Annotated in this window: 17 protein-coding genes and 1 pseudogene; 6 read left to right on the top strand and 12 right to left on the bottom strand. The window is 67.4% G+C overall.

What is annotated here, in order from left to right; all coding sequences use genetic code 11:
• Positions 1-116: 116 nt before the first annotated feature.
• From ACZ5CM_RS04890 to ACZ5CM_RS04910, 5 genes are all read right to left on the bottom strand, one after another.
• Positions 117-872 (bottom strand): ABC transporter ATP-binding protein, encoded by a 756-nt coding sequence (locus tag ACZ5CM_RS04890; protein WP_464641594.1) that lies wholly within the window; start codon positions 870-872, stop codon positions 117-119.
• A 12-nt stretch (positions 873-884) separates the two neighbouring features.
• Positions 885-1,640, bottom strand: coding sequence for an ABC transporter ATP-binding protein (locus ACZ5CM_RS04895; RefSeq protein WP_464641595.1), 756 nt, complete (start codon positions 1,638-1,640; stop codon positions 885-887).
• A gap of 15 nt (positions 1,641-1,655) precedes the next feature.
• A complete protein-coding gene (locus ACZ5CM_RS04900; RefSeq protein WP_464641596.1) occupies positions 1,656-2,861 on the bottom strand; it encodes a branched-chain amino acid ABC transporter permease in 1,206 nt (401 codons plus the stop codon).
• A 4-nt stretch (positions 2,862-2,865) separates the two neighbouring features.
• On the bottom strand, positions 2,866-3,897 hold the full coding sequence (locus ACZ5CM_RS04905; RefSeq protein ID WP_464641597.1) for a branched-chain amino acid ABC transporter permease: 1,032 nt from the start codon (positions 3,895-3,897) through the stop codon (positions 2,866-2,868).
• Between the two features lie 119 nt (positions 3,898-4,016).
• The gene (locus ACZ5CM_RS04910; RefSeq protein ID WP_464641598.1) at positions 4,017-5,366 is read right to left on the bottom strand and encodes a substrate-binding protein; all 1,350 of its coding nucleotides are present in this window, start codon (positions 5,364-5,366) and stop codon (positions 4,017-4,019) included.
• Positions 5,367-5,597: 231 nt separating this feature from the next.
• Between ACZ5CM_RS04910 and ACZ5CM_RS04915 the strand changes: the two genes are divergently transcribed.
• The 5 genes from ACZ5CM_RS04915 (at position 5,598) to ACZ5CM_RS04935 (ending at position 11,651) form a co-directional block, all read left to right on the top strand.
• On the top strand, positions 5,598-6,929 hold the full coding sequence (locus tag ACZ5CM_RS04915; RefSeq protein ID WP_464641599.1) for a short-chain fatty acyl-CoA regulator family protein: 1,332 nt from the start codon (positions 5,598-5,600) through the stop codon (positions 6,927-6,929).
• A gap of 83 nt (positions 6,930-7,012) precedes the next feature.
• Positions 7,013-7,393 (top strand): response regulator transcription factor, encoded by a 381-nt coding sequence (locus tag ACZ5CM_RS04920; protein ID WP_464641600.1) that lies wholly within the window; start codon positions 7,013-7,015, stop codon positions 7,391-7,393.
• On the top strand, positions 7,390-7,743 hold the full coding sequence (locus ACZ5CM_RS04925; RefSeq protein WP_464641601.1) for a hypothetical protein: 354 nt from the start codon (positions 7,390-7,392) through the stop codon (positions 7,741-7,743). Before ACZ5CM_RS04920 ends, ACZ5CM_RS04925 begins: the two co-directional genes overlap by 4 nt.
• The gene (locus ACZ5CM_RS04930; RefSeq protein WP_464641602.1) at positions 7,743-10,424 is read left to right on the top strand and encodes an ATP-binding protein; all 2,682 of its coding nucleotides are present in this window, start codon (positions 7,743-7,745) and stop codon (positions 10,422-10,424) included. The genes ACZ5CM_RS04925 and ACZ5CM_RS04930 overlap by 1 nt, the downstream gene beginning before the upstream one ends.
• A gap of 75 nt (positions 10,425-10,499) precedes the next feature.
• The gene (locus ACZ5CM_RS04935) at positions 10,500-11,651 is read left to right on the top strand and encodes a FliM/FliN family flagellar motor C-terminal domain-containing protein (protein WP_464641603.1); all 1,152 of its coding nucleotides are present in this window, start codon (positions 10,500-10,502) and stop codon (positions 11,649-11,651) included.
• Between the two features lie 13 nt (positions 11,652-11,664).
• On the opposite strand, the gene ACZ5CM_RS04940 is transcribed toward ACZ5CM_RS04935, so the two are convergent.
• Together ACZ5CM_RS04940 and ACZ5CM_RS04945 are read right to left on the bottom strand one after the other, a co-directional pair.
• Positions 11,665-12,096: a protein tyrosine phosphatase family protein gene (locus tag ACZ5CM_RS04940; protein WP_464641604.1), complete on the bottom strand. Its 432-nt coding sequence runs from the start codon at positions 12,094-12,096 to the stop codon at positions 11,665-11,667.
• Between the two features lie 114 nt (positions 12,097-12,210).
• Positions 12,211-13,074, bottom strand: a pseudogene (locus ACZ5CM_RS04945) (MBL fold metallo-hydrolase).
• 204 nt (positions 13,075-13,278) lie between these two features.
• On the opposite strand from ACZ5CM_RS04945, the gene ACZ5CM_RS04950 reads away from it, so the two are divergent.
• Positions 13,279-13,494: a hypothetical protein gene (locus ACZ5CM_RS04950; protein ID WP_464641605.1), complete on the top strand. Its 216-nt coding sequence runs from the start codon at positions 13,279-13,281 to the stop codon at positions 13,492-13,494.
• Between the two features lie 16 nt (positions 13,495-13,510).
• On the opposite strand, the gene ACZ5CM_RS04955 is transcribed toward ACZ5CM_RS04950, so the two are convergent.
• The 5 genes from ACZ5CM_RS04955 to ACZ5CM_RS04975 all read right to left on the bottom strand — a co-directional run bounded on the left by ACZ5CM_RS04955 (position 13,511) and on the right by ACZ5CM_RS04975 (position 16,160).
• The gene (locus ACZ5CM_RS04955) at positions 13,511-13,729 is read right to left on the bottom strand and encodes a hypothetical protein (RefSeq protein WP_464641606.1); all 219 of its coding nucleotides are present in this window, start codon (positions 13,727-13,729) and stop codon (positions 13,511-13,513) included.
• A 63-nt stretch (positions 13,730-13,792) separates the two neighbouring features.
• Positions 13,793-14,746, bottom strand: a complete 954-nt coding sequence (locus tag ACZ5CM_RS04960) for a TonB family protein (RefSeq protein ID WP_464641607.1) — start codon at positions 14,744-14,746, stop codon at positions 13,793-13,795.
• On the bottom strand, positions 14,743-15,144 hold the full coding sequence (locus ACZ5CM_RS04965) for an ExbD/TolR family protein (RefSeq protein ID WP_464641608.1): 402 nt from the start codon (positions 15,142-15,144) through the stop codon (positions 14,743-14,745). Before ACZ5CM_RS04965 ends, ACZ5CM_RS04960 begins: the two co-directional genes overlap by 4 nt.
• 6 nt (positions 15,145-15,150) lie before the next feature.
• Positions 15,151-15,531, bottom strand: a complete 381-nt coding sequence (locus ACZ5CM_RS04970) for an ExbD/TolR family protein (RefSeq protein ID WP_464641609.1) — start codon at positions 15,529-15,531, stop codon at positions 15,151-15,153.
• Positions 15,531-16,160, bottom strand: a complete 630-nt coding sequence (locus tag ACZ5CM_RS04975) for a MotA/TolQ/ExbB proton channel family protein (protein WP_464641610.1) — start codon at positions 16,158-16,160, stop codon at positions 15,531-15,533. Before ACZ5CM_RS04975 ends, ACZ5CM_RS04970 begins: the two co-directional genes overlap by 1 nt.
• Between the last annotated feature and the right edge of the window lie 29 nt (positions 16,161-16,189).

Below are 16,189 nucleotides of genomic sequence, written 5' to 3' on the forward strand. Positions count from 1 at the left end.
CCCCGAGGGCCGCGACCGGTGGGCAAGGGCGCAAAAGAAAGGGCCGGTCGCAGCGGACCGGCCCAGTTGTCGGCACCGGCCGTCCGGCCAGCGCGACGGGGAGAATCCCACTCTGTTCAGATCGCCAGGTATTCCGCCCGCAGTTCGGCGTCGCCCAGCACCTCCGCCGCGGTGCCGTCGAACACGATGCTGCCGGTGTCGAGGATCACCGCGCGGTCGGCCAGCTCCAGCGCGCGCACGGCGTTCTGTTCGACGATGATCGTGGTCATGCCCTGTTCCTTGATGTGGATCAGCGTCTTTTCGATCTCGTCCACGATCACCGGGGCCAGCCCCTCGTAGGGTTCGTCCAGCAACAGCACCTTGATGTCGCGCGCCAGCGCCCGGGCAATCGACAGCATCTGCTGTTCGCCGCCCGAAAGCGTCACCCCCTCCTGGTTGCGGCGTTCGCCCAGCCGCGGGAACAGCTCGTAGAGACGGTCGAGCTCCCAGCCGATGGGTGGGGCGATCTGGGCCAGCTTGAGGTTTTCCTCGACCGTGAGACCGGGGATGATGCGGCGGTCCTCGGGCACCAGACCCAGCCCCGCCATCGAGGCCTGCCAGCTTTCCATCCGGTGCAGCGGCTGGTGGTCCAGCCAGATTTCGCCATGGGTCACCAGCGGGCTGCCGATGCGCGCGATCGAGCGCAGGGTCGAGGTCTTGCCCGCCCCGTTGCGTCCCAGAAGGGCCAGGATCTCGCCCTCGTGCACGTTGAAGCTGATCCCCTGGACGATGTAGCTTTCGCCGTAATAGGCGTGGATGTCCCAGACCGAGAGGAAGGCCGGGGCCGTTTCGGCCATGTTGGCGTTCTTGGAAAAGTCGGGTTTGACGTTCATTTTCCTGTCTCCTTACGCCGACTCGCCCAGGTAGGCTTCGCGTACCTTGGGATGGCCCTTGATCTTCTCGGGGGTGTCCTCGACCAGCGGCGTGCCCTGGGCCAGCACGGTGATCCGCTCGGCCAGGCTGAACACCACGTGCATGTCGTGTTCGATGATGGCGATGGTGATGTCACGCTCTTCCTTGATCTGCTTGAGCAGGTCGATGGTGTTGTTGGTATCGGCCCGCGCCATGCCGGCGGTGGGTTCGTCCAGCAGCAGAAGCCGCGGATTCTGGCTCAGGCACATGGCGATTTCCAGCCGCCGCTTGTCGCCGCGCGACAGCGAGGCCGAGTTCATGTGCCGCTTGTCGGCCATGTTCATCTCGTCCAGCATGCGCTCGGCCGCCTCGATGATGTCGCGCTCTCCCGACATGCGCTCCAGCGCGCGCAGGCGGAAGGCGCCGTCCCGGCGGGCGAGGATCGGGATCATCATGTTTTCCAGCACGCTGAGCTCGCCGAAGATCTCCGGCGTCTGAAAGACGCGCGAAATGCCCATCTGGTTGATCTCGTAGGGCTGCCGCCCCAGCACCGACTGGCCGTCGAACATGACGCTGCCGGTGTCCGGGATCAGCTTGCCCACCAGAACGTTCAGCAGCGTGGACTTGCCCGCGCCGTTGGGGCCGATGATGGCGTGAACGCTGTTGGCCTGAACGCTGAGGTTGACGTTGCTCAGCGCCTTGAGGCCGCCGAAGTTCTTGCTGACATTCTTGACTTCGAGGATACCCATGTCAGTCGCTCCTTCTCATTCGGCCGCATGCGGCGAGGGTTTGGGCTGATGCCCGGCATCGCCCTCGTCGGGTTTTCTGCCGCGGCCGCGGATCCAGGCGGCAATGCGCTGGCCGCCCTCGACAAGGCCGCCGGGCAGGAAGATGACCACCAGCATGAACATCAGCCCCAGCGTCAGCGACCAGCCTTCGCCGACGAAGGGGCTGACGATGGTGATCACGAACTCGCGCAGGGATTCGGGCAGGAAGGAGAACCACGCCTCGAGGACGTTCTCGTTGATCTTCGAGAAGATGTTCTCGAAATACTTGATGAAGCCCGCCCCCAGCACCGGGCCGATCAGCGTGCCGGCGCCGCCGAGGATGGTCATGAGGACCACCTCGCCACTGGCCGTCCACTGCATCCGCTCGGCCCCGGCCAGCGGGTCCATCGCCGCCAGCAGGCCACCGGCCAGGCCGGCATACATGCCCGAGATGACGAAGGCGGCCAGCGTGTAGGGCCGGGTGTTGAGGCCGGTATAGGTCATCCGCTGCTGGTTGCACTTCACTGCCCGCAGCATCAGCCCGAAGGGCGACCGGAAGATGCGGATGGCCAGGTAGAACGACACCAGCATGATGATGGCGCTGAAATAGTAACCGGCCGAGAAGTCGAAGGCCCAGGGGCCGATTTCCATCGTGAACCTGGATCCCATTTCGAGACCGAAGAAATGGGTCACGTCGGGGCCATCGCCCTTGAGATATTGCGGGTCCGAAGTGTAGACCTGCAGGCCGGTTTCGCCATTGGTGATGGGGGTGAACACCGAATAGGCGAGGTTGTAGCTCATCTGGGCGAAGGCCAGCGTCAGGATCGAGAAGTAGATCCCCGAGCGGCGCAGGCTGATGAAGCCGATCAGCGCGCTGAACAGCCCGGCCACCAGCACCGACAGGATGATCGCCGGCACCACGTTGTAACTGAGCAGCTTGAACATCCACACTGCGGCGTAGGAGCCCACGCCCAGAAAGGCCGCATGCCCGAAAGAGAGGTAGCCGGTCAGCCCGAACAGGATGTTGAAGCCGATGGCGAAGATCCCGAAGATCACGAAGCGCTGCATCAGGTCCGGATAGCCGGCATTGAACTGCGCCATGGCGCTGTCGGTGGGGAAGGGGTTGAGGATGAACGGGGCCAGCAGCACCAGCGCCATCACCACCAGCATCAGGAACGTGTCTTTCTTGTTCAGTCCGAACATCGGGTCAGTCCTCCATCACGCCCTTGCGGCCCATCAGGCCCCGCGGACGGGTCAGCAGAATGATGATGGCGACCAGGTAGATGATGATCTGGTCGATACCGGGAACGATCGCCTTGATCTCGTTCATCGAGGCGAAGCTTTCGAGAATGCCGAGCAGAAAGCCCGCCAGCACGGCACCGGGCAGCGAGCCCATGCCGCCGACCACCACCACCACGAAGCTGAGGACCAGAAAATCCATGCCCATGTGGTAGTTGGGGCTGTTGATGGGCGTGTACATCACCCCCGCCAGCCCGGCCACGACGGCGGCAATGGCGAACATGATGGTGAAACGGCGGTTGATGTTGATGCCCAGCAGCCCCACGGTTTCGCGGTCGGCCATGCCGGCGCGGACCACCATGCCGAAGGTGGTGAACTGCAGGAAGGCGAAGACCGCACCGATGATGAGCACCGAGAACAGGAAATAGACGAAGCGCCAGGCGGGGTAGATGATGACGTTGGGATCAAAGCCCAGCATCACGCCGAAATCCATCGACCCCTTGAAGGCCGAGGGCGCCGGCGTGGGGATCGGATTGGCGCCGAAGAAGTACTTGATCACCTCCTGCAGCACGATGGCCAGCCCGAAGGTGACAAGGATCTGATCGGCATGGGGGCGCTTGTAGAAATGCTTGATCAGCCCGCGCTCCATCGCATAGCCGACGGCCAGCATGACCGGGATCGAGAACAGGATCGACAGCGGTACCGCCCAGTCGATGATGGCGCCGCCGAAGTCGTCGCCGAACCATCCCTTCACATAGGGCACGCTGACCTTCAGCGGATTGCCCAGGAAATCCTTCTGTGTCGGGTCGATGGTCACGTAGGACAGGTTCAGGATCCGGTTCAGTGTCACGGCGCAGAAAGCACCGATCATGAACAGTGCGCCATGGGCGAAGTTGACGACGCCCAGCGTGCCGAAGATCAGTGTCAGTCCCAGCGCGATCAGCGCATAGGCCGAGCCCTTGTCGAGCCCGTTCAGAATTTGCAGAAGGATTGCATCCATGGTCCCCACCTTCGGGTTGGCCGGTTCGGAATTGGTCAGGGCCTGCCGGGATCATTCCCCGGCGTGGCGTGAAAGAGCCGGCCGCGCGGGTGCGCGGCCGGCCGGAACGAGGCGCGCGATCAGGCGCCCGGGTTGCACTTGCCCAGGTCGCCGCCGGCGAACATCGGGTGGTCGGGGGCATACTCGACCTGTGCCCGCGGCGTGACGTCCACGATTTCGAGGATGTCGAACTGGTTGGTCGGGTTCTCTTTCCCCTTCATGACCAGCACGTCCTTGAAGCACTGGTGGTCGGCCGCGCGATAGAGCGTCGGACCGTTGCCCAGTCCGTCGAACTCGAAGCCTTCCAGCGCCTCGACCACGGCGCAGGGGTTGAACGAACCCGCGCGCTGCACCGCATCGGCGTAAAGGATCGTCTGGACATAGCAGGTCTGGGCCGAGTTGGACGGCGGACGGCCATATTTCTCGCCAAAGGACTTGACGAAGGCCTTGGTGCCGGCGTCGGTCAGCTGCCAGTTCCAGTTCATCGAACCGTAAACGCCCTTGATCGCCTCGCCGGCGCCCTCGGCCATCAGCTCGGAGTAGAGCGGCACGACGATCTCGAACTGCTTGCCGTTGACCATCTTGTCGCGCAGGCCGAACTGCACCGCCTGGTTGATCGAGTTGATCATGTCGCGGCCGTAGTGGTTCAGCACCAGAACGTCAGCGCCCGAGTTCAGCACCGGCGTGATGTAGGACGAGAAATCGCCCGCGCCGACCGGCGTGCGCACCTTCTGCACGGTTTCCCAGCCGATCGCCTCGGTGGCGGCGGCAATCGATTCTTCCTGCGTCCAGCCCCAGGTGTAGTCGGCGGTCAGGTGATAGGCGCGGCGATCCTTGCCATAGGCCTTGGCCAGCACCGGCGCCAGCGCCGCACCCGACATGTAGGCGTTGAAGAAGTGACGGAAACCGTTGGCCTTCTTGTCCTTGCCGGTGGTGTCGTTGGAATGGGTCAGACCGGCCATGAAGATGATCCCGGCCTCCTGGCACAGGCCCTGCACGGCGATGGCCACGCCCGAGGACGACCCGCCATTGATCATGATGGCGCCGTCCTTTTCGATCATCGCCTTGGCCGAGGCGCGGGCGGCGTCGGACTTGGTCTGGGTGTCGCCGGTGACGAAGGTGACCTTCTTGCCCAGGATCCCGGTGCCGTCGAGCACCTTGGAGCTGAAGGTGTTGAGCATGCCGCCATCGCCCTCACCGTTGAGGTGCTCGACCGCAAGCTGCTGGGCGCGCAGCTCGTCCATGCCCTCGTCGGCATAGGGGCCGGTCTGGGGCACGTTGAAGCCCAGCGTGACGGTGGAGCCGGTGGGTTCGTTGGTGAAGCTCTGAGCACGGGCCGCCGAAGTGAAGATGGTGGGCAGCGCGACGCCGGCACCGGCGACGGCGCCGGTCTTCAGAACGCCACGGCGCGTGAGATTGCTTTTGGACATGAAAATCCTCCCATTGCGTGAAGCGCACCCCACGGTTCCTCTTCCGCGCGGTGCAAGCACGATTGTGCAAATTCATTATGGGTCTGAGACCGAAAATTTCGCAATAAGTCCCTTGCGGAAAAGGATAATTTTGTAAATAATTCAACAGGTGACGCGGCGGAATTGTAAAATCTGTTATGTCGCGTTGCAGCAAGACGTTGAAAAACCGTTAAGAATCAACAGGAGCGCGGCATGGCGCGGGATACGTTGACGGGCAGCCGCATCCGCGAGCGGCGCTCGATCGCCGGGCTGAAGCAGGCAGATCTGGCCCGGCAGGTGGGCATATCCGCCTCCTACCTCAACCTGATCGAGCACAACCGGCGCAGAATCGGCGGCAAGCTGCTGGTGGACATCGCGCAGGTGCTGGGGGTGGAGCCGTCGATGCTGACCGAAGGGGCCGAGGCGGCGCTGATCTCGACCCTGCGCGAGGCGGCCGCCGATGCCGGCGCCATCGCCGCCGAGATCGACAGGGTCGAGGAGTTTGCCGGCCGCTTTCCCGGCTGGGCCGAGGTGCTGGCCTCGTGCCACCGCCGCATCGCCTCGCTGGAGCGCACGGTCGAGGCGCTGTCGGACCGGCTGACCCACGATCCGCATCTGGCGGCCTCTCTGCACGAGGTTCTTTCCACCGCCGCCTCGATCCGGTCCACCGCCTCGATCCTGGCCGAGACCGGCGAGCTGGAACCGGAATGGCGCGAGCGTTTCCACCGCAACCTGAACGAGGACAGCCTGCGGCTGGCGGAAAGCTCCAAGGCGCTGGTGGCCTATCTGGATGACAGCGATGCCGCCGTAGAACGGCGCGGCGTGCCCCAGGAGGAGGTCGAGGCCTTCTTCCTGGCGCGGGGGTTTCATCTGCCCGAACTGGAAACCGGCGAGGCCGATCCGCAGGCGATCGTGCAGGGGGCGAAGGGGCTCAGTTCGGATGCGGCGCGACAGTTGTGCCTTGCCACGCTGCGGATCTACCAGGCGGATGCGCGGGCCATGCCGCTGGAGGGGTTTCGGGTCGCGCTCGAGGCGCACGGGGTCGAACCCGTCGCTCTTGCCCGGCATCTCTCGGTCGATCTTCCGGCGGTGTTCCGGCGCCTGGCGATGATGCCCGAGGGCGCGCTGCCCTTCGATCCCGGGCTGGTGATCTGCGACGCGTCGGGCAGCATCCTGTTCCGCAAGCCAGTGACGGGTTTCGCCATGCCGCGGCACGGCGAATCATGCCCGCTCTGGCCGCTGTTCACCGCGCTCAACCGCCCCCTGGCGCCGATTCGGCGACGGGTGTCGCAACTGGGGCGGATCACGGTCGATTTCGACTGCTTCGCGGTCTCGTGGCCCCAGTTCCAGCCCGATTTCGATGCCGACCCGGTCTATCGCTCGGCCATGCTGATCGTGCCGGCCGAGGGCGCGGCGGACATGGACGGGAACGCGGGCGGGAACGGCGCGGCCACGGTTCAGCCGGTGGGCAGTTCCTGCCGGGTCTGTCCCCGCGACGGCTGCCCGGCGCGGCGCGAGCCCTCGATCCTGAGCGAAGAGTTTTGACACATGCGTTCCGTCGTGAGTAAATTCGCCAGAGGCGTTGCACCTGCACAAGGTTTGTGCAACGCGGGGAGGAATGCCGGAAAATGAATCGACACGTTCTGCTGATAGAGGATGAGCCCAACATCACCGAGGCCATCCGCTTTCTGCTGACGCGCGACGGCTGGCGGGTCGATGCCCATGCCAACGGCGCCGATGCGGTCGAGGTGATCCGCAAGGCCCGCCCCGATCTGGTGATCCTCGACGTGATGCTGCCGGGCCGTAGCGGGATCGAGATCATCCGCGATCTGCGCCACAGCCCCGAATGCCGGGATCTGCCGGTGCTGATGCTGACCGCGCGCGGCCAGGCCCGCGACCGGGAAATGGCGGAAAAGGCGGGGGTGAGCCGCTTCATGACCAAGCCGTTTTCGAATGAAGAGGTGCTCGACGCCGTGCGCGATCTCTACAAGCGGGCGACGGGGACATGACCGGCGCGGGCGCCGGGCGGGGCAGATCCCCAGCCGCGCCGCCGCCGGTGTTCCTCGAGCGGCAGAGCTATCGGCGGCGCCGGCTGATCGACGCGGCCCGGCTGCTGCCGATTCTGGGCGGGGTGCTGTTCGCGATCCCGCTCTTGTGGCCGCGGGGGCAGGGCGGGGGCGCGGATCCCGTGCCCACGTCATCGGCCAGCCTTTACATTTTCGCCGTCTGGGCCGGGCTGATCGTGCTCAGCGGTCTGTTCGGGTATCTGGTTCGCGGGCAGGAGCGGTCCGATGTCGCGAGCGGTGACGAGAGGGATGACGGGGGCAGTGGCGGGGCCGGGGAACCGGGGGGCGTCTGATGGCCACGGTCAACGTCCTGATCGTCGTCAGCCTCGTCTATGTGGCGTTTCTCTTCGCCGTGGCCTTCATTGCCGACCGGCTTGCCGCCACCGGGCGCAGCACCTGGCTGCGCACGCCGCTGGTCTATACCCTGTCGCTGTCGATCTACTGCACGGCCTGGACCTTTTACGGAGCGGTGGGGTACGCGGCGCGCTCGGGGCTGGAATTCGTCACCATCTATCTGGGGCCGACGCTGGTCATGGTCGGCTGGTGGTACGGGCTGCGCAAGCTGGTGCGGATCGGGCGCAGCCAGCGGGTGACCTCGATCGCCGACCTGATCTCGTCCCGCTATGGCAAGTCGAACATGCTGGCGATCGGGGTGACGGTGCTGGCGGTTCTGGGGGTGACGCCCTATATCGCGCTGCAGTTGCAATCCATCACCCTGTCCTTTTCCAACTTCTTCGAGGGCCAGCAGGTCGCGCATTACAACGATACGCGGCTGGTGCTGTGGGTGGCGGCGGGGCTGGCGGTCTTCGCGATCCTGTTCGGCACCCGCAACCTTGATGCCAATGAACGCCACCACGGCGTGGTCACGGCGGTGGCGGTCGAGGCGGTGGTGAAGCTGGTGGCGCTGCTGGCGGTGGGGATCTTCGTGGTCTGGGGGCTGGCCGGCGGGGTCGGCGAGACGCTGGCGCGGATCGACCAGTCGCGGATCGGGACGTGGCAGGTGGATGGTTCGCGCTGGGCGGCGATCACCTTCCTGTCGGCCGCCGCCTTCGTGACGCTGCCGCGGATGTTTCAGGTCATGGTGGTGGAAAACGATGACGAGCGCCACCTGCGCACCGCCGCCTGGGCCTTTCCGCTGTATCTGCTGCTGATCAGCCTGTTCGTCATTCCCATCGCGGCGGTGGGGCTTGAACTGATGCCTGCGGGCTCCAACCCCGACATGTTCGTGCTGACCCTGCCGCTGTCCCAGGGGCGCGAGGGGCTGGCGATGCTGTCGTTTCTGGGCGGGTTCTCCTCGGCGACCTCCATGGTGATCGTGGCGGCGATGGCGCTTTCGACCATGGTGTCCAACCATATCGTGATGCCGATCTGGCTGAGCCGGCGCGGTGGCGGAGCCTCGGTGTCGGGGGATGTGCGGCATCTGGTGCTGATTTCGCGCCGGATCGCCATCGGCGTGATCATGGCGCTGGGGTATTTCTATTTCGAACTGTCGGGCGGCGGGGCGGCGCTGGCCACCATCGGGCTGGTCAGCTTCACCGGCGTGGCCCAGATCCTGCCGGCGCTGGTGGGCGGGCTGTTCTGGCGCGGGGCTACGCGGGCGGGCGCTCTGGCCGGGCTGAGCACGGGGTTCGCGCTGTGGGTCTATACCCTGCTGCTGCCTGGCATCGGCGGTGGGCTGGTGCCCGAAAGCCTGCTCTCCCAGGGGCCGTTCGGGATCGGCTGGCTGCGGCCGCAGGCGCTGTTCGGCATCGAAGGGCTGGATCCCACCGTGCACGCGGTGATGTGGAGCATGGCGCTCAACACTGCCGCGTTCTGCATCGTGTCGCTGCTGTCCTTCCCCGGCCCGCTCGAACGGCTTCAGGGCGCCCAGTTCGTCAACGTGTTCGAACATTCCGCCGGCCCGCGGGGCTGGACCGGCTCGGTCGCGCAAAGCGAGGATCTGATGATCATGTCCCAGCGCATCATGGGCGCGGGCGAGGCGCAGGAGTTCTTCCGGCGCGAAGCGCAGATGCAGGGGGTGCGCGGCAACCTGCCCGAGCCGACCCCGGCCTTTCTGGAGCGGCTCGAGCGCAAGCTGGCCGGCTCGGTGGGGGCGGCGACGGCGCATGCCATGATCGGCCAGATCGTCGGCGGCTCATCGGTGTCGGTCGAGGATCTTCTGGCCGTGGCCGACGAGAGCGCGCAACTGCTGGAATATTCCAGCCGGCTGGAGGCGAAATCGGCCGAACTTGCCCGCACCGCCCGCAAGCTTCAGGAGGCCAACGAGAAGCTGACCCAGATTTCGCGCCAGAAGGACGCCTTCCTGAGCCAGATCAGCCACGAGCTGCGCACGCCGATGACCTCGATCCGCGCCTTTTCCGAGATCCTGCGCGATACCGAGGGGCTCTCGGCCGCGGAAAAGACCCGCTATGCGGCGATCATCCACGACGAGACGCTGCGGCTGACGCGGTTGCTGAACGATCTGCTCGACCTCAGCGTGCTGGAGAACGGCGAAGTGACCCTGAACATGAGCACCGGCCTTCTGCGCGATGTGCTGGACCGCGCGGTGGCCACCGCCCTGACCGGGGTCGAGCGGCCGCTGAAGGTCAATCGCCGCCGCGCCAGGGAGGGTATCGTCGTGCATTCCGACCTGGACCGGCTGGCGCAGGTCTTCATCAACCTGATCTCGAACGCCGCGAAATACTGCGATGCGGAAAAACCGGAACTGAGCATTTCCGTGCACGACCTGAACGGTCAGGTGACGGTGGACTTCCTCGACAATGGCAGCGGTGTGCCGCCCGAGGCCCAGGCGATGGTGTTCGAGAAATTCGCGCGCGTGGGGTCGGACCAGGCCGGCGGTGCCGGTCTGGGGCTGGCCATCTGCCGCGAGATCATGCACCGCCTAGGCGGCGAGGTGACCTATCTGAGCGGTCAGAAGGGGGGCGCTTTCCGGGTGACGCTGACTTCGGCGCGGGAGAAAGTGGCCGCCCAGTAGAGGGGCATCAACGCATTCGTAACCAACCGCGCGCTAAACCCGGAACCGAGAGGGCGCAGGGCCAGGTCGGAGGCGATGAAACCCGAAACCGATACGAACAACGCGATCGCGTGCAAGCTGGCTTCGGCGCGGCAGGGCGCACGGGCCGAGGCGAAGTCGGCGCTGCGGGCGTTGCGGCAGGCGATCACGCGTGCCTCTTCGGCCCGGGCGGGGCTGCCTCTCGCGGTTCTCGGCGGAACGCAGGGGTGGTGCGGGCAGGACGATCTGGCCGATCACCTGCCGTCCGGCGATCTGCCGCTGCTTCTGGATGGCCCCGACGGCCGGATCGGCGGAATTTGCCTTGGCCGGGCCGTCGTGGTGGCGGTGGTGCGTCAGCTCACCACCGGCACCGTGGGGGAGGGGGAGCCGCCGGACCGCCCCTTTACCGAGGCCGACGCCGCCCTTGTCGCGCCGCTGGTCGATGACATCATGACGCGGGCCGGCGCTCTTGCCGCCTCGCCGGCCGATGCGGCCTGCCTGGAAGGCTACCGGTTCGGTGCCCGCATGGCGTCGGCGCGCGATCTGGCGCTGACGCTGGAAGACGATCGTTTCCGGGTCTTTTCCCTGACCGTCCAGATCCCCGGTGCCGAATGGCAGGGCGGGGTGACGCTGGTCCTGCCCGACCGGGCCGGGGCGGAAGACGGGGCGGACGAGACCGGGGGGGAGGACGGGCCCGGACTGGACCGCTGCATCGGGACGATCCGGGCCGAGCTCTCGGCGGTGATGTGCCGGTTGCGGGTTCCGCTGGCGCGGCTGGAGGCGCTGCGGCCGGGGGATGTCCTGCCCCTTGCGCCGGGCCCTTTCGACAGGGCCGAGCTGGTGGCGATCGACGGGCGCAGGATTGCCTCCGGGCAACTCGGGCAATGCGACGGGATGCGTGCCATTCGCCTAGGCTCCACGGCGCCGCATGGGGCGGAGGGGGCGACTGGCGCCGGGTTTGCCCCGGCCGATCTGCCGTCCGGTGCCGACCGCGCCGTGCCGCAGGCCGTGACGGGCGAGGCAGAGGTGCCGCCGCCCTCTCCGGCGATGGGGCCGGTGCCCGACAGGACGGAGGAGGCCGAAGCGTTCGAGCGTCACCTGCGGCAACTCAGCCCCGAGGAGGCTGCGGCCGAGATCTCGCAGCTTGCCGGGCTGGACACCCCGGACACCGCCCCGGCTGACCGGGTGGCAGCGCGCGCGGACGAATGAGGGGGGTGTGCGCTCAGCCGGCGCCTGCGGCGGCCTGTTCGAAGAGAGGCCGGTATTTTTCGAGATCATAGCCGGCGGCCCTTGCGCGGGCCAAGACGCCATCGACGCCCAGCTCGTTCAGATGTGCCAGCGCCCAGATCACCGACGAACGGGTGCCGCTGCGGCAATAGGCCAGAACGTTCCCGTCGGCCGATTCGATCAGTTCGCGGTGAATCGCGGCATTTTCCGGGGTCAGCGTCTGGTGCGTGAGCTCCAGCACCTCGAAGCGCAGCCCGGCCTCGCCGGCCGCTGCGCGCAGAAGGTCGGATTTCAGATCGTCTCCCACTTCGCTGTCGGGCCGGTTGCAGATCACCAGTCCGAAACCTGCCTGCGCGATCGCGGGCATGTGTTGGGCACTGATCTGCGGCGACACGTAGTAGCTGGGCGTGATCGGGCGGGGGTCCATGATCGCTTCCTCGGCAGCCGGGTCTGTCTGGTCTCTCGTGCTTAGTCGCAGCCCACGGTCCTGTCCAGCGGGGGCGGCGGGGCAGATTGCCTCGCTTCCCTGCGCGGTGCAAGCCTACAGGACGTTGACCGGGATCTTCAGGAACACCTTGCCGGAGTCGTCCGGGGGCGGCATGTGTCCGGCGCGCATGTTGACCTGCAGCGACGGCAGGATCAGCCGGGGCATCCCCAGCGTACGGTCGCGGGCGTCGCGCATGGCGGTGAACTCTTCCTTGCTGCGGCCGGCTCCGACGTGGATGTTGCGGGCCTTCTCTTCCGCCACGGTGGTTTCCCAGGCATATTCGTCGCGCCCCGGCGCCTTGTAGTCATGGCCCACGAAGATGCGCGTCTCGTCGGGCAGGGACAGAATCTTCTGGATCGACTCGTAGAGCGTTTCCGACGAACCGCCCGGGAAATCTCAGCGCGCGGTGCCGAAATCGGGCATGAACAGCGTGTCGCCGACAAAGGCCGCATCCCCGATCACATAGGTCAGGCAGGCGGGGGTGTGGCCGGGCGTGTGCAGCACGTCTCCGCGCATCTGGCCGATGTGGAAGCTGTCGCCTTCGCGGAACAGCCGGTCGAACTGGCTGCCGTCGCGCTGGAACTCGGTGCCCTCGTTGAAGATCCGGCCGAAGGTTTCCTGGACCACGGTGATCCGTTCGCCGATGCCGATCTTGCCGCCCAGCTTTTCCTGGATGTAGGGCGCGGCCGACAGGTGGTCGGCATGGACGTGGGTTTCCAGGATCCACTCGACGTTCAGCCCTTCGCGTCGGACGTAGTCGATGATCGCATCGGCCGATTTCGTGCTTGTCCGCCCCGCCGCCTGATCGAAATCGAGCACGCTGTCGATGATGGCGCAGGCGGTGCCGTTGGGGTCCCGGACCACGTAGGAGACGGTGCAGGTATCGGTGTCGAAAAATGCTTTCACTTGAGGCGACATGAGGCTCTCCATCCGGCTGTCTCCATCTTCATATATGGCGGGTGGAATATGTATCAACCCCGGCGGGAGGCCCCTTTTGACCTCGGTCAAGGCGTGTCCGCCGGGGGTGTGTCATTCTGCAGGTTCGACAATACGGACTTGCCGGCCCGTTTCCAGAAAAGAAGGCGCCATGGGAAAGGCGGAACTGCAAGGAGGAGAATCGGAATGTCCACAGGCAGTCTTCTGCAGCAGGCCGAACGGCTCGCAAGGAAGGCGGAAGCGGCAGATGTCGCTACGCGCATCCGGATGCAGCCCGAACTGACCCGGCTGGTCGAGGGTATGCGGATAGAGGGTATCCACGTGCCAGCGCGACTTCAGCGGCTCGAGGCCGAACTGGCCGACGAGGCGATCGAGGCGCGGTTCGACAACATGCCGGTCTGAGTGCCGGCGCCGCGATTCAGCCCAGCATGATCCCGATGACCACGAGGATCAGGCCCACCGCCGAAAGCAGCAGCGACCCGAGGTTGTAGGGCAGGATCGCCATCAGCGCGGCGCGCAGTTCCTCGTCCTTCAGCCCGTCGCGGCGGATGCGGTTGGCGCGCAGGACGCACCAGATCAGGCCGCCGATGCCCAGCAGGGTCAGGCCGGTTCCGACCCAGATCATCATCTCGAACATGTCTCCACCGCGTGGCCGTTTCCGTCGCCGCGCGTCTAGCGGATCGCGTGGCCGCAGGCAAGGTCAGGGCCGGAAGGTCAGCGACAGCGCAAAGTCGTAGCGTGCGCGGGTCAGGCCCTTGGGGGCGGCGGGGAAGCGGCCGGCGCGCCGGACCGCGGCCAGTGCGGCGCGGTCGAACCGGTCGTTGCCCGAAGAGCGCAGAAGGCGCAGCCCGACCAGCCGCCCCGAGCGCGCCACCGTCAGGGCGATGCGGGCGGTTCCGGTGCCCGAGGCTCCGCGAGGATAGATCAGGCGGCGGTGAACCTTGCGCAGGATGCGTGCGCCCCATTGCGCCTGCAGCTGTCGCGCCGCCGCATTCGAGGCGGCGTTCGGTAACACGCCCCTGCCGCCGTTTCCGGAACGGGTTGCGGATTCCACCCCGCCTCTGGCCGTCGCCGATGTTGTGCCGGGCGCGGGGCGTCGTGCCGGAGCAGGTGGCGGGGCGGTATCGGCCCGGGTCGGGGTTTCGGGTTCGGGCGGGGAGAGCGGCCGGGGCGCGGTCGGCGCGGGCGCCTTGCGATCGGCATTCCGGGGCGGGCGCGGGGCGGCCCGTTCCGGCGCGGGCGGGCTGGGCTGGGGCAGGGCGGCGGTGGCGGGCGCGGCTTCGGGTCCCGGTGGGGGTGGTGCGGGCGGGGCGTCTGTGCGCGGCAGCGCGACCGGCACCAGAGCCGGCAGTCGCGGCGCCGGGGGAAGCGAGAGGGGCAACGACCGGGCGCGGGAGGACAGGGCGGCGGTTGCGGGCGCTGGGGTGGTCTCGGACGGGGTGGGGCGGGGTGCCACGGCCTCGGCCAGTTCGGGCGGCGTCGACCAGGCGCGGGCAAGTGTGGCCTGCTCGGCGCTTGCCGGTATCAGCGCCACCGGCGCCGGCCCGCCCCGGCCCGTGGCCGCGCCCGGAAGCTGCGGCGCCAGAGACCACAGCCCGACATGCAGCCCGGCGGCCAGCACGACAAAGGCGGCGGCTTCGGCGGCGCGGATCATCGGGCGGCTCCGGTCGCCAGGGAAATCCGGGCAAACCCCGCCTGCGCAAGCCGCGGCAGCACCCGGGCGAGGACGCGCGCCGGCGCCCGGCCATCGGCGCGAATTGTCAGCGGCTGGCGCGGGTCCAGCCCGGCAAGGGCGGCAAGAACCGCCTCTTCGCCCCGGGCATCGCCAAGCGCCAGTTCCCCTTCGGCCGAGATCAGCAGGACCGCCCCTGTCCCGGCCCGTGCATCGCTGGCCGATTCGGGGGGTGTGACCTCGAAGGGGTCGGGCGGGGCGATCTGCGCGCTTATCAGGAAGAAGATGAGCAGCAGGAAGACCACGTTGATCATCGGCACGACGTTTTCCCTGGCGTGCCGGCGGCGGGGCGGGGGAAGAAGCGGGGGGGCAAGGCGCATGGGGCGTCACTCCACCACGATCAGCCGCCGCCACCCGGCCGCCCGCAGCACGTCGATGACCGCCACCAGCCGCGAAAGATCCGCCCCGTCGCCGGCGCGCAGCAGCACCGGCGCATCCGCGTCCGGCATCAGCGGCGCCAGCCGGGCGGGCAGATCCGCAAGCGCCAGGGGCTGCCCGTTGAGCGTCACCGCCTCGGGCAGGACCACGACCAGCCGCGGCGGCCCTTCCCACGGCGCGTCGCCGCTGGCACCCGCGGTCAGGGGCAGGCTGGTTTCCATGCCGAAGCGCGCGGCCAGCATGAAGAACACCAGCAGCAGGAACACCACGTCGATCATCGGCGTGAGGCTGGGTCGCCGGCGCGGACGCGGTTCGGCGAAGGAGAACATCACCCGCGCCCCCCGCGAATGAAGATGCGGGTCGCGGCATCCTCCATGTCCGCCTGAAGCGCATCGGTGACGCTTTCGAACCAGCTGAGCGCGACGCCGGCGGGGATGGCCACGGCCATGCCGGCGGCGGTGGTCAGCAGCGCCTCCCATATGCCGCCGGCCAGCAGCGACGGATCGGCGCGACTGCCGGCCTCCTGCAGGGTCTGGAAGGCCGCGATCATGCCCAGCACGGTGCCCAGCAGGCCCAGCAGCGGGGCGATGGTGGAGATCAGCTCCAGCCCGCGCAGCCCGGCCCGTGCGGCGACCAGATCGGCCCGGGCGCGGCGGGCGGTTTCCTCGCGCGCCTGCGCCTCGGTCAGGGCCGGGTCCAGCAGGGCGCTCATGGCGGCGTGGGCCAGCCGCGCCCGCAGGCTGCGCCGGCCCGCCACCGTCGCCAGCGCCTCGTCGTGGCGGCCCTGCGACCACAGCGCGACGGCCTGCGCGGTGGCCCGCCCCGACCACGCCCCCATCAGCGCCAGGCGCCACGTCTTCCACAGGATCAGCGCCAGCGTCAGCACGCTGAGCAGCGCGATCAGCCACAGCACAGGCCCGCCGCGGTCGAGAAAGGTCAGAAGCGAATCAGGCAGCATCCGGGGCACCTCCTGTCGAAATGCCGGGT

The sequence above is a fragment of the Piezobacter thermophilus genome, assembly GCF_055386745.1.

Coding starts and splice junctions, on each gene's coding strand:
- ACZ5CM_RS04905 (WP_464641597.1), bottom strand. CDS start 3,897: ATGGATGCAATCCTTCTGCAAATTCTGAACGGGCTCGACAAGGGCTCG.
- ACZ5CM_RS04895 (WP_464641595.1), bottom strand. CDS start 1,640: ATGGGTATCCTCGAAGTCAAGAATGTCAGCAAGAACTTCGGCGGCCTC.
- ACZ5CM_RS04965 (WP_464641608.1), bottom strand. CDS start 15,144: ATGCGCCTTGCCCCCCCGCTTCTTCCCCCGCCCCGCCGCCGGCACGCC.
- ACZ5CM_RS04950 (WP_464641605.1), top strand. CDS start 13,279: ATGTCCACAGGCAGTCTTCTGCAGCAGGCCGAACGGCTCGCAAGGAAG.
- ACZ5CM_RS04935 (WP_464641603.1), top strand. CDS start 10,500: ATGAAACCCGAAACCGATACGAACAACGCGATCGCGTGCAAGCTGGCT.
- ACZ5CM_RS04920 (WP_464641600.1), top strand. CDS start 7,013: ATGAATCGACACGTTCTGCTGATAGAGGATGAGCCCAACATCACCGAG.
- ACZ5CM_RS04930 (WP_464641602.1), top strand. CDS start 7,743: ATGGCCACGGTCAACGTCCTGATCGTCGTCAGCCTCGTCTATGTGGCG.
- ACZ5CM_RS04970 (WP_464641609.1), bottom strand. CDS start 15,531: ATGTTCTCCTTCGCCGAACCGCGTCCGCGCCGGCGACCCAGCCTCACG.
- ACZ5CM_RS04975 (WP_464641610.1), bottom strand. CDS start 16,160: ATGCTGCCTGATTCGCTTCTGACCTTTCTCGACCGCGGCGGGCCTGTG.
- ACZ5CM_RS04925 (WP_464641601.1), top strand. CDS start 7,390: ATGACCGGCGCGGGCGCCGGGCGGGGCAGATCCCCAGCCGCGCCGCCG.
- ACZ5CM_RS04915 (WP_464641599.1), top strand. CDS start 5,598: ATGGCGCGGGATACGTTGACGGGCAGCCGCATCCGCGAGCGGCGCTCG.
- ACZ5CM_RS04910 (WP_464641598.1), bottom strand. CDS start 5,366: ATGTCCAAAAGCAATCTCACGCGCCGTGGCGTTCTGAAGACCGGCGCC.
- ACZ5CM_RS04955 (WP_464641606.1), bottom strand. CDS start 13,729: ATGTTCGAGATGATGATCTGGGTCGGAACCGGCCTGACCCTGCTGGGC.
- ACZ5CM_RS04890 (WP_464641594.1), bottom strand. CDS start 872: ATGAACGTCAAACCCGACTTTTCCAAGAACGCCAACATGGCCGAAACG.
- ACZ5CM_RS04900 (WP_464641596.1), bottom strand. CDS start 2,861: ATGTTCGGACTGAACAAGAAAGACACGTTCCTGATGCTGGTGGTGATG.
- ACZ5CM_RS04960 (WP_464641607.1), bottom strand. CDS start 14,746: ATGATCCGCGCCGCCGAAGCCGCCGCCTTTGTCGTGCTGGCCGCCGGG.
- ACZ5CM_RS04940 (WP_464641604.1), bottom strand. CDS start 12,096: ATGGACCCCCGCCCGATCACGCCCAGCTACTACGTGTCGCCGCAGATC.